Origin of the sequence: Streptomyces sp. NBC_00335, from assembly GCF_036127095.1 — a bacterium.
Taxonomy (GTDB): domain Bacteria; phylum Actinomycetota; class Actinomycetes; order Streptomycetales; family Streptomycetaceae; genus Streptomyces.
In genome coordinates this window covers 538437-549803 of the sequence record NZ_CP108006.1, presented here as the reverse complement: position 1 = coordinate 549803, position 11367 = coordinate 538437, and the positions used below count along the sequence as shown (strand labels likewise).

8 protein-coding genes are annotated in these 11367 nt (G+C 72.8%); 4 read left to right on the top strand and 4 right to left on the bottom strand.

Going from position 1 to position 11367, the window contains the following annotated elements:
* Positions 1-71: 71 nt before the first annotated feature.
* On the bottom strand, positions 72-2285 hold the full coding sequence (locus OHA37_RS02500; protein WP_266901961.1) for an MMPL family transporter: 2214 nt from the start codon (positions 2283-2285) through the stop codon (positions 72-74).
* A 211-nt stretch (positions 2286-2496) separates the two neighbouring features.
* Between OHA37_RS02500 and OHA37_RS02495 the strand changes: the two genes are divergently transcribed.
* From OHA37_RS02495 to OHA37_RS02485, 3 genes are all read left to right on the top strand, one after another.
* Positions 2497-3813 carry a sensor histidine kinase gene (locus OHA37_RS02495; RefSeq protein ID WP_266901959.1) on the top strand — a complete coding sequence of 439 codons (1317 nt, stop codon included), beginning with the start codon at positions 2497-2499 and terminating at the stop codon, positions 3811-3813.
* Positions 3810-4478, top strand: a complete 669-nt coding sequence (locus OHA37_RS02490; RefSeq protein WP_266901957.1) for a response regulator — start codon at positions 3810-3812, stop codon at positions 4476-4478. Before OHA37_RS02495 ends, OHA37_RS02490 begins: the two co-directional genes overlap by 4 nt.
* Positions 4479-4631: 153 nt before the next feature.
* Entirely contained in the window at positions 4632-4934 is a 303-nt protein-coding gene (locus tag OHA37_RS02485) for a hypothetical protein (RefSeq protein ID WP_266901955.1), read from the top strand.
* Here OHA37_RS02485 and OHA37_RS02480 read toward each other — a convergent pair.
* From OHA37_RS02480 to OHA37_RS02470, 3 genes are all read right to left on the bottom strand, one after another.
* Positions 4906-6021 carry an alpha/beta hydrolase gene (locus OHA37_RS02480; protein WP_266901953.1) on the bottom strand — a complete coding sequence of 372 codons (1116 nt, stop codon included), beginning with the start codon at positions 6019-6021 and terminating at the stop codon, positions 4906-4908. The two genes, OHA37_RS02485 and OHA37_RS02480, sit on opposite strands and share 29 nt — an antisense overlap.
* Before the next feature lie 122 nt (positions 6022-6143).
* Positions 6144-6296 (bottom strand): hypothetical protein, encoded by a 153-nt coding sequence (locus OHA37_RS02475; RefSeq protein WP_266901951.1) that lies wholly within the window; start codon positions 6294-6296, stop codon positions 6144-6146.
* Between the two features lie 298 nt (positions 6297-6594).
* The gene (locus tag OHA37_RS02470; RefSeq protein ID WP_266901949.1) at positions 6595-7929 is read right to left on the bottom strand and encodes a chloride channel protein; all 1335 of its coding nucleotides are present in this window, start codon (positions 7927-7929) and stop codon (positions 6595-6597) included.
* Positions 7930-8165: 236 nt separating this feature from the next.
* Here OHA37_RS02470 and OHA37_RS02465 point away from each other — a divergent pair, with 236 nt between their 5' ends.
* Entirely contained in the window at positions 8166-11366 is a 3201-nt protein-coding gene (locus OHA37_RS02465; protein ID WP_266901947.1) for a TIM-barrel domain-containing protein, read from the top strand.
* The last annotated feature ends 1 nt before the right edge of the window (position 11367 follow it).

The window sequence follows — 11367 nt, the reverse complement described above, 5'->3', positions numbered from 1 at the left end:
ACGGGGGCGGGTGCGCGAACTCCGTTCTACGGAGCTTCGCGCACCCGCCCCCGCACCGCCGGGCCGGAGGCTCAGCGGGCCGTGACCCGCTCGGGCTCACGGTGCCCGCCGCCGCCCGCCACCGACTCCCCGGCGCCCGGGCGCTGCCGGAGCGGCCACCACAGGGACCGGCCCATGAGCGCGGCCAGGGCCGGCACCAGCACGATCGACAGCACGAACGCGGAGAGCAGGATCCCGAGCCCCGTGGCGAAGCCGATCTGCTGGGTCGCCGAGCCCTGACTCGCGGCCAGGCTCCCGAAGGACAACGCCAGCACCAGGCCCGCGGTCGCGATGGCGGGCGCCGTGTGGCGCACCGCCCGGGCCACGGCCGCACGGGCCGGACCGGGCCGGTCCATCTCCTCCCTGATCCGGTCCGTGATCAGGATGTTGTAGTCGGTGCCCAGCGCGACCACGAACAGGAACAGCACCAGCGGCAGCGAGAAGTCCACGCCCGGCCGACCCGCCGCGTGCTGGAACACCAGCGTCGAGGCACCCAGCGTCGCCGCGAAGCCCAGGCCCACCGAGAGCATCAGGACCACCGGCGCGAGCAGGCTCCGCAGCAGCAGGAACAGGATCAGCGCGATCAGCGCCGCCGCCACCGGGAAGACCACCTTCAGGTCCTTGTCCACGGCGGACGCGATGTCGGAGAAGATCGCCGCCGTACCACCGACATGGGCCTCGGTTCCGTCCGGCCGGTGCGCGGCCACCGCCTCCCGAACCGGTCCGGCGACCAGGTCGCGGGCCTCCTGCCCGTGCGGATCGGCGGTCGGGAACAGGTCGATGCGGGCCGCCCGGCGGTCCTCGCTCAGCACCGTCGGTGCCACCTGGCCCACCCCGCCGACCGAAGCCAGCGCGCGGGAGAGTCCGCCGAGGCGCTCGGCCGTCAGCGTGCCCCCGCCGGAGGCGGTCACGAACACGCTCGCCGGATCCGATACCCCGGCGGGCAGCGCGCGGGCGATCTCCGCCGCCGTCGCCGCCGAGGCCGTACGCTCAACGCCCGCGCGGCTCTGCCCGTAGTCCATCCGCATCCCGGCCATGCCCGCGGCCAGCGCCCCCAGCAGGGCCACCGAGGCGAGCACCAGGGTCAGCGGCCGCCGTGCCACCAGCCCACCCGTTCGCGCGGCCACGCCCGCGCGGGGCTCCCGCTTCAGCGCCCGCGAGGGCCAGAACATCCTGCGGCCGGCGACCGCGAGGATGGCCGGCATCAGGGTCAGGCTGCCGAGCAGCATCACCAGGACCGACACGGCGATGGCCGGGCCCAGCACCCGGAACTGACCGAAGGTGGCCACCGCGAGGGTGGAGAACGCGGCGACGATGGTCAGCGCCGCACAGGTGATGGCCGTACCGACCCGGCCGGCGACCTCGGCCGCCGCTGCCCGGCCCGACTGCTCCGGGTGGCGCCGCAACTGCTCGCGGAAGCGGAAGAGCAGGAAGAGGAAGTAGTCGATGCCGATGCCCACCAGCACCACACTGATCAACTGGGGCGTGGATCCGTCGAGTTCGATCCCGGTCAGCAGTGCGGTGCCGACCACGACACCGGCCGCGGCTCCGCCGATGATGCTGACGGCGATCAGCGGCAGCAACGCCGCCAGAACGCTGCGGAACACCAGCACGTGCAGCAGTACGATCACCGCGAGCATCACGGCGCCCACGATCTTCGACCGGGTCTCCTCCGCGTCGGCGGTGTCCACGGTGTCCGCGAGCCCGGCGGTGAACCCGGTCCGCAGGCCCGCCTCCGCGAACCCGGCCCGGGTGTGGTCCCGGAACGCCCGGTACAGGTCCTGCATCCCGGGGTCCATGGGATTGCCGGTCAACTCGACCGACAGCAGCCGGAAGCTCCGGTCCGGGGCCGTCATCGCCGGGCTGATCCGGGGCTGCTGGGAACGGTCCTGCACCAGGAAGGGCGGGGTGTCCTCGGGCCGCGGCATGACGATCCGCTGCTGGGCCAACTCCGCCGCCTCGGCGTCGATCCGCCGCTCGTCGGCGTCGGTCAGCGGCGCACCGTCGTCACGGGCCACCAGCACGGTCAGCGGGTTGGCATCGGGCTCGACCCCGAAGTGTTCCTCGGCGACCTTCAGCGCGGCCGCCGAATCGTAGGAGGCCGGAAGGAACTCGCCGGTGCTCGTCTGCGTGGCGCGGAAGACCAGCGCCTGGCCGAAGATCGTCAGGGCGATGCCCAGTACCGCCCAGAGGGCTATGACCTTCCATGGACTTCGGGTGGCGAAGGCGGTCAGGGCGCGGATCAAGGAGTCCTCCGTAACGGGGCGGCGGCCGGGGGTCCCCGGCCTGCTCACCAGCTCATCACCGGCCGCACCCCGAAACGTCAGGTCCCGGGAGGAGCTCGCACCCGGGACCAGGGGCCGGTGCGGGCCCCCGACCAGGACTCCGGTCCTGGTCCGCACTCCTCCTCGGGACCCGCGGTCCGGGGGTCGCCCGATGGGAAGATGGAGCATGCCGATGATCAGAACGGACGACGGGGCGGGCGGGAGCGCGCCCGTTCAGGGCGCGAACGGCGCCCGGACCGAGAACCCGGTCCGGTGCGAGGACCCGGACCCGAGCCCGAAGGGCGCCCGGGCCTTGAGCGGCGCCCGGATCTCGAACGGGATCCGGGCCCTGAACTGGACCCGCAACGACGCGCTCGTCGCCATCGCCGCCGTTGTCGTGGACCTGGTTGGCTATTCGTTCGGCGCGGCCGAGAACGGCCGGCCCCTCACGGCGTCCGCCCTCGCCCTGGTGGTCCTGACCGCGCCCTGCCTGCTGGCCCGGCGGGTCAGGCCGGTAGCCGTGCTCGGCGCCGTCCTCGCCCTCGGCGTGGCACTGAACCTGATCACGTCACAGGGCCCGCACTTCTCCGCGGGAGTGACCGTCGCGCTCTTCTCCGTGGCCCGCGTGCGCGGCCCGGCCGTCACGGCGGCGGCCGCCCTGGCGGCCGTGCCGCTGACGGTGATCGGCAGCGGTGGCTACGGCGGGACGAGCGGGTTCATGGGCCTGCTCGGCAACACGGTCGCCGTCGTCCTCGTCGTCGCCGCCGCGCTGCTGACGCGCCGCTGGCAGCAGGAGACCGAGGCCAGGCGCATCCTGCTGGCCGAACGCGCGGTGGCCGAGGAGCGCCGCCGCATCGCCCGCGAACTGCACGACATCGTGGCCCACCACATCACCACCATGCAGCTGATGTCCGGCGGGGCACGGGCCAACCTCGCGCACGACCCCGAGACGGCCCGCGAGGCCCTGGTCACCCTGGAGGGGTCCGGGCGGATGGCGCTGCGCGAGATGCGACAGCTGCTCGACGTGCTCCGGGCGGGGGAGGAGCCGGAACGCACCCCGCCGGCCCCGCAGCCCGGTACCGCCGACCTGGACCGGATCATCGCCGAAGCCAGGCTCGGCGGCCTGGACACCGGCTTCACCGTGGAGGGGCCGGTCCGCCCGCTGCCGCCGGCCCTCGGCCTGACGGTGTTCCGCATCGTGCAGGAGGCGCTGACCAACACCCGCAAGCACGCCGGGCGGCGGGCCCGGGCCCACGTACGGCTGACGTATCGTCCGGACGCGGTGACGGTGGAGGTCCGCGACGACGGGGCGGGGGAGCGGGCGGAGCCTTCGCGGGCGGCCCCGGTTTCCGGATACGGTCTGATCGGAATGCGCGAACGGGTCGCCCTGCAGGGCGGCACCCTGGAGGCGGCCGCCCTCGACGGCGGCGGATTCCGGGTGGCGGCGCGCATGCCGGTGCCGCACGGTCCGGATGCGCCCGGGGGAGAGGGAGAGGAAGAACGCGGATGATCCGTGTGCTCATTGCCGACGACCAGCCGCTCGTCCGCCGGGGCCTGGCCCTGATCCTGGCCCCCGATCCGGACTTCGAGGTCGTCGGCGAGGCCGGGGACGGTGCCGAGGCGGTCGCCCTCGCGGAGCGGCTGCGACCCGACGTGGTCGTCATGGACATCCGGATGCCGGTCCTGGACGGGGTCGAGGCCACCGGGGAACTGTCCGCACGGCTGCCGGAGTGCCGGGTCCTGGCGCTGAGCACCTTCGACATGGACGAGTACGTGGTCGCCGCCCTGCGCGCCGGAGCCTACGGGTTCCTGCCCAAGGACGTCTCCCCGGAGGAGCTGACGGCCGCGATCCGCACCGTCCACACCGGTGAGGCCGCGGTGGCGCCGCGCCTGCTGACCCGGCTGATCTCCACGTACGTACGGGCCCCCGCGAGGCCCGCCCGCCAGACGGCCGGAGTTCCGGCCGGACTCACACCGAGGGAGCGGGAGATCTGGCGGCTGCTGGCCACCGGACTCGACAACGCGGAGATCGCCGCAGACCTGGACATCAGCGTCTCCACGGTCAAGAACCACATCACCGGCATCTTCGGCAAGCTGGGCGTCCGCGACCGGGCCCAAGCGGTCATCGCCGCGTACGAATCGGGCGTGGTGGAGGTCGCCGAGGGGCCGCGCTGAGCGCCAAGTCCGCGGGGAGGGGCGCCAGGAGCCCGGGGCGCACACCCCTGACCTGCCGGAACCTCACTGGAATCCTGGAGGATTCACCCGTGCGGACAGGGGGTCCTCCATGGCACAGTGCGATCAGCCCAACCGCACGACCAGGGAGTCTCCATGAGCGATCAGCACTCCACGCAGCTCGCGGCCGCCCCCGGGTACCGGCCGGAGCCGCGCCCGCTGAGTTCGACGGGGACGTCGAGTTCGACGGGCACGTTGAGCCCGGCGCCTCAGCCGGGCCCGCTGCCGTGCTGCCCGGTCTGCGAGGAAGCCCCGGAACGCATCTCCTGGCGTCAGCGTCCGGGGCAGCCGGTGGTTCTGGTCTTCGATCCCTGCGGGCACCGGCACGGCTCGCCGGCGGCGCCGGTCCTGGCCGTGAGCCCGCTGCCCGTCACGGGCTGGGGACGGGCCCTCGCATGAGCTTGCTGACCCACTGGATGAGCCCGCCGTCGTACATGCCGGGGACGTAGGTGTAGGCGTCGTGGCCGCCGCCCTCGTCGACGTGGAACATCGTCTTCACGGGCCCCTTGCCGTAGTCCTTGATGAACTTCTCGATCGGCGGCCGGTTCTGGACGTCGCTGCCCTTGGTGCCGACCTGGAAGGCGAGGTCCACCTCGGGTCCGCCCCGGTCGATCAGCTTCTGCGCGAGCTGGGGCGGACTGTTCTGCGCCTTCTCCTCGGGGTGGCCGTCCCACAGCCGGGAGTCGGGGACGATGTCGGGCCCGCCGGCGATCACCGCCCGGAACCGGTCGGGCTTCTGCAGTACCGCCTTGAGCCCGGCGAACCCGCCGGAGGAGCTGCCCATGAAGGCCCAGCCGTCGCGGGACTTGATCGTACGGAACGTCGCGCGGACCAGGTCGGGAACGTCCTCGGTGAGCCAGGTGCCCATCTTCGGCTGGCCGGGGATGTCGCTGCCGTCCCAGTACAGGCCGTCCTTGTCGGACGCTGGGTTCAGGACGGGCATGGCGAGGATGAAGGGGAGGCTGGCGCCCTCCTCGGACCACTTGGAGATGTCGGCCTCCAGCTTGAGATTGCTCCCGCTCCAGTAGTTCTCGTCGAAGCCGGGCCCGCCGGGCAGCGCGATCATCACGGGGAAGCCGCTGCGCGCGTACTTCGGGTCGTGGTACTGCGGCGGCACCCAGAGCCAGACCTTGCCCGTGAAGTGGGACTTCTTCCCGGCGAGGGTGGTCACCATCACCTTGCTGCCGTCCTCCGGGATGGTGCCCGACACCTTCAGCTCGGGCGCCGGGCCGGTGGGCATCAGGGTCAGCGGGTCCCCGGACGTGCCACCGGAGTCTCCCCGGGCCGTGGTGCGGGGCTCGTCGAGGTGCACGATGTCGCCGGTGTCGTCGAACGGGTCGAAGTAGCCGACCGCCCCGGCGATCACGCCCGCCACGGCCGCCAGCGCGACGGCCTCGCCGATCCAGCGCCGCCGCGGCCGGCCGCCGCCCGGTCCCCGGTCCCGGCCGTGGCGGTGCTGCGCCTCCCGGCGTTTGCCGTGCTTCATCGTGCGTGACTCCTGAGCCCTGTACGGAGGCGGCCGGTGCGGCTGCCGGGGAGTGAGAGTGCACAACGAAAGGAACGGTTCGCCACCAAAGCCTATGAAAAGGGCAAAGGCGGGGTCATCCGCTACGCGGCGGGCGGGCGGGCCGTCATGCCCGTGACGATGAGGTCGACGCCGGCGAGGAACTGCACGCGGTCGTCGTGGTCGAGCCCCTGGTCCGCGAGCGCCCGGGTGAAGGGGCACTCCTCGGGGCCGAGTCGTTTCCAGGCCTGCGCCATGGTGTCGAGGTGGGCGCCGCGGTCGGCCTCCGGGCCGAGGCCGGGCGCGCACGAGGTTCGCGGCGTTCTGGCCGGCGGCGCCGAGGACGTAGTGCACCAGCGCGGACGTCGCGGTGAACCAGCTGCTCGCGGGCACGTCCAGCGCGTACACCTGCCGGCCGAAGGCCTCGAAGACGTGGATCGCCACCGGGCCGGAGGGGTGGTGCCCTGCCCGTCGGCCCGGCCTGAGCCCGCCGGTACGTCTTCGGGCTCGGGCGTAGGCGGGCTCGGGGCTCGGCGGGCTCAGGTGCCGAAGGGCTCAGGCGTCCGTGGAAGCGGGCTGGAGGTGGGCCGGGTCGGCGGGGCGCTGGCGGTCGATCAGGGCCGAGGCCAGCAGGGCCGTCACCGCCGAGAGCACCAGCAGCGGCATCAGGGTGGGTGCCTCCTTGCCCAGCAGGGCGGCGGCCAGGACCACGCCGGTCACCGGGAGCCGGGTACCGGCCACCCCGGCCGCGCAGATGCCGGCCGCCAGGGCGGGACCCATGCCGAATCCGGGCAGGCTGCCGAAGGCGACGCCGATCGATGCCCCGATCATGATGGACGGGAAGATGGGACCACCCCGGAGGCTGCCCAGGGCGATGCTCCAGCCGATCAGTTTGAAGGCCGAGAGGGCGATCAGCGCGCCCACCGCCCAGGACGAGGGCTCGGCGGCCAGCATGCCGACGGTTGCCTGGCCGGACAGGGCCACCTCCTCGGGGGAGCGCCCGGTGATCAGCGCGTAGCCGGTGACGCAGACGCCTACGGCCACCGCGCACAGGACGATCCGCCGCGCGGAGGTCCCCGTCCAGGCGTGCACGCGCAGGCCCCCGGACTTGCCCAGGGCGACCACGACGCCGATCAGGGCGGCCATCGGGATGCCCCACAGGAAGTCGCCCGCGTCGGGCAGGCCCGCGGCCGGTTCCTGGGGGAGGGTCAGCGCGCCGATGCCGAGGCCGGTCCAGTGCCCGAAGCCGGTGAAGACCAGGGCGCCGACCCCGCTGGCGACCAGGGCGGGCAGGATCAGTACGAGGATGCGGGCGCCTCCGGCCACGAGGGCGGCGCCCTCCAGCACCATCACCACCGGGATCAGCGGACTGCCGAAGATGGTGCTGATGGCGGCGGTGGATCCGGCCATGCCCAGCACCGTGGCCAGCTCGGGCTCCGCGGCACGCTTGGCGGCGCGGATGCTGAGCAGGGCGAGGCCGCTGCCCATGGCCATCAGGGGCGCCTCGGGTCCCAGCATCACGCCGAGGGGCAGGCAGGCCAGCGCGGCCAGGACCACGCTCAGGGTCTCGCGCGGCATGGTCGGCGGACCGCCGAAGCCGTAGGCGGGGACGTGTCCGCCCGCGCCGGCCATCCGCGTGATGATCGGCGCGGCCAGCAGTCCGGCGAGGGCGAGCGTCGGCAGGCCCCACCACCAGGGGGCGCGCGAGTAGCCGAGCAGGTCGGGTGCGGTGTGCCAGACCCAGTGCTGGAGCTCGTGTTCGAGGCTGACGAAACCGAAGGCGAACAGCGAGACCGGGATGCCGATGAGCGCCGAGAGGACGAGCAGTCGCAGGGTCCCGGGGGCGAGGAGGAGCTGACGGAGCGATGCGGGCTGTTGCGCCTGTGCCATGAGTGCCGGGCCCTCCAGAATCGTCCGTGGTTCGTCTCAGGGTCGGGGCGCGGGGCGCGTCGCGCAGGGCGGGTGGGCCATCCGAGTGAGGGATCACCGCGCCTCCGCATGCTCAAAGATGCTCGTTGACCAGCCATTGCGAGCATCTTCCTTCAAATGGGGCCTCCGGACCGCTATGTTGCCCGGTGCATGCCAAAAGGTGTGTCCGCAGTCCGGACCGCACGAGGAGCCGCCCCATGAGACTCATCAGCATCCGCAGAAGCCCACGGCGGCGACGCGCCCCGGCCGCCGCGCTGCTCGCCGCGGTCCTCGCCGTGGCCGGTCTGGCCATGGCCGGCCCCCTCTCCTCACCGGCCTCGGCGGCCGCCGAGGCGCCGGCCCCGGCCACGGCGGGCAACGCCACCGGCGTCACCCAGTCGGGGAACACCTTCACGATCGCAACCTCCGGCGGAGCCAAGGCCCGGGTGGTCGTCGCCCGCGCCGACATCTTCCGGCTCTGGCTCTCGCCCGACGGCACCTTCACCAGCGATCCGGCCGGTACCGACCTCGCCCCCACCACCGATTTCGGCCCCGTGAGCGCCGCCTGGACCGACGCGGGCACGTATTACAAGATCACCACCGGTTCCCTGTCCATCCGGGTCAACAAGACCCCGCTGCAGTTCTCCGTCTACCGGGCCGACAACTCCACCCTCGTCTGGCAGGAGATGCAGCCCACCTCCTGGACCAGCAGCCAGACCACCCAGTACCTCGCGCGCGCGGCGGACGAGCAGTTCTACGGAACGGGCCTGCGCCTGGGCGAATGGGCGCTGCGCGGCAAGACCGTCCCCATCGCGGTCGACAACAAGTGGCGCGAGAACAACAACGCCAGCCCCGCGCCCTTCTACGTGTCGACCAACAACTACGGCGTGATGCGCAATACCTGGGCCCCGGGCTCGTACGGTTTCAACGCTCCCACCACGCTCACCCATGACGAGAAGCGCTTCGACGCCTGGTACTTCACCGGCAATTCCCTCAAGACCGTCCTGGACGCCTACACCGACGTCAGCGGCAAGCCCTTCATGGCTCCGGCGTGGGGCTTCGAACTCGGCAACGCCGACTGCTTCAACGCCTCCAACCCGGCCTACCAGGGCGATCACAACCGGCTCCGCCACCAGACCACCCCGGACGTCGTCGGCTACGCCACGGACGCCCGCGCCGCCGACATGCCCTCGGGCTGGTTCCTGCCCAACGACGGCTACGGCTGCGGCTACACCGCGCCACTGAAGTCCACGGTCGACGCCCTGAAGGCCAAGGGCTTCCAGACCGGACTGTGGACCTCGACGGGCCTCGGCAACATCAACGAGGAAGTGGGGGCGGCCGGTTCGCGGGGAGTGAAGACCGACGTCGCCTGGATCGGCGGCGGTTACAAGACGGCCTTCGCCGGTGTCCAGCAGGCCGTCGACGGCATCGAGAAGAACTCCGACGCCCGGCGCTACGTCTGGACCGTCGACGGCTGGGCCGGCACCCAGCGCAACGCCGTCGTCTGGACCGGTGACACCAACGGCACCTGGGACGACATGCGCTGGCACGTCCCCGCCATCACCGGCGCGGGCCTCTCCGGCCTCAACTACGCCACCGGCGACGTCGACGGCATCTTCGCCGGCAGCCCCAAGACGTACGCCCGCGACCTCCAGTGGAAGGCGTTCACCCCGGCCTTCATGACCATGTCCGGCTGGGGCGCGACCGGTCCGACCGCCGGGTACCAGGACAAGCAGCCCTGGCGGTTCGCGGAGCCGTACCTCTCGATCAACCGCAAGTACCTCCAGCTGAAGATGCGGCTGATGCCGTACCTGTACACGATGAGCCGGACCGCGCACGAGACCGGCGTCCCGAGCACCCGCGCGATGGTCCTGGAGTACCCCGAGGACCCGGTGGCGCGCGGCAACCTGACCAGCGGCCAGTTCATGGCCGGCGATTCCTTCCTCGTCGCGCCCGTGGTCTCCGACACCTCCGTACGGGACGGCATCTACCTCCCGGCCGGCACGTGGACGGACTACTGGACGGGCAAGACCTACGCCGGACCGGGCTGGCTCAACGGCTACCAGGCACCCCTCGACACCCTGCCCCTGTTCGTCAAGGGCGGCGCCATCGTCCCGATGTGGCCGCAGATGAACTACACGGGGGAGAAGCCCGTCTCCACCCTCACCTACGACATCCACCCGCGCGGCGCCACCTCCTTCAGCCTCTACGAGGACGACGGGATCACCCGCGCCCACCAGAGCGGAGCCTTCGCCCGCCAGCAGGTCGACGTCACCGCCCCGGCCTCCGGCTCCGGCACGGTCAACGTGTCCGTCTCGGCCCCGGCCGGCAGCTACACCGGCAAACCGGCCTCGCGGGGCTACGAGTTCAGCCTCCACGTGGCCACCGCCCCCACCGCGGTCACCGTGGACGGCGCGGCCCTCACCCGGCTGAGCGGCAAGGCCGCCTACGACGCGGCCGCGACCGGCTGGTTCTTCGACGCCGCCGACCGCGGCGGCATCCTGTGGACCAAGACGGGTACGAAGTCGGGCGCGTTCGGCGTCTCGGCCACCGGCACCTCCGTCCCGGCCGCCGACCCCATCCCGGTCACCTCCAGCCCCGTCCCGCAGACGGCCTGGACCCTGGTCTCCGCCGACAGCCAGGAGACCGGCGGCGAGAACGGCGCGGCCCGCAACGCCTTCGACGGGAACACCGGGACCATCTGGCACACCGCCTGGTCCGGTTCCGCACCCGCGCCGCTCCCGCACGAGATCCAGATCGACCTCGGCGCCCGCTACACGGCCGACGGCCTCGGCTACCTGCCCCGCCAGGACGGCGGGGTCAACGGCCGGATCGGCGGCTACGAGGTGTACGTCTCGGACACCACCACCGACTGGGGTTCCCCGGTGGCCACCGGCACCTTCGCCGACACGGCGGCCCTCAAGCCGGTCTCCCTGTCCGCCAAAGCGGGCCGCTACCTCCGCCTCAAGGCACTGACCGAGGCGGGCGGCCGCGGTCCCTGGAGCAGCGCCGCCGAGATCACCCTCACCGGTCGCCCGACCCCGCTGCCCGCGGCCGCCACCCTGGTCAACGGGGCATCGGCCACCTGCATCGACCTCCCGGGCAGCGCCACCACCCCCGGCACCCAGCCCACCCTCTACAGCTGCCACGGCGGCCCCAACCAGCGCTGGACCCTGCAGGGCGACGGCCGGCTCACCGGCCTCGGCGGAGTCTGCCTGGACGCGGCCACCCCCACCGCCGTCGCGATCCAGACCTGCAACGGCAGCGCGGGCCAGAGCTGGCAGACCGGCCCGGACGGCAGCCTGCGCAACTCCGGCCAGTGTCTGACCCCGGCCGGCTCCGCCACGGCCAACGGCACCAAGCTCACCCGGGTCGCGTGCGCGACGACCGCGGCCCAGCGCTGGACCTTCACCCCGTGAG

What these genes read in the sequence shown, in the direction of transcription:
- OHA37_RS02465 (WP_266901947.1), top strand. Translation starts at nt 8,166, where the DNA reads ATGAGACTCATCAGCATCCGCAGAAGCCCACGGCGGCGACGCGCCCCG.
- OHA37_RS02480 (WP_266901953.1), bottom strand. Translation starts at nt 6,021, where the DNA reads ATGAAGCACGGCAAACGCCGGGAGGCGCAGCACCGCCACGGCCGGGAC.
- OHA37_RS02475 (WP_266901951.1), bottom strand. Translation starts at nt 6,296, where the DNA reads ATGGCGCAGGCCTGGAAACGACTCGGCCCCGAGGAGTGCCCCTTCACC.
- OHA37_RS02470 (WP_266901949.1), bottom strand. Translation starts at nt 7,929, where the DNA reads ATGGCACAGGCGCAACAGCCCGCATCGCTCCGTCAGCTCCTCCTCGCC.
- OHA37_RS02485 (WP_266901955.1), top strand. Translation starts at nt 4,632, where the DNA reads ATGAGCGATCAGCACTCCACGCAGCTCGCGGCCGCCCCCGGGTACCGG.
- OHA37_RS02490 (WP_266901957.1), top strand. Translation starts at nt 3,810, where the DNA reads ATGATCCGTGTGCTCATTGCCGACGACCAGCCGCTCGTCCGCCGGGGC.
- OHA37_RS02495 (WP_266901959.1), top strand. Translation starts at nt 2,497, where the DNA reads ATGATCAGAACGGACGACGGGGCGGGCGGGAGCGCGCCCGTTCAGGGC.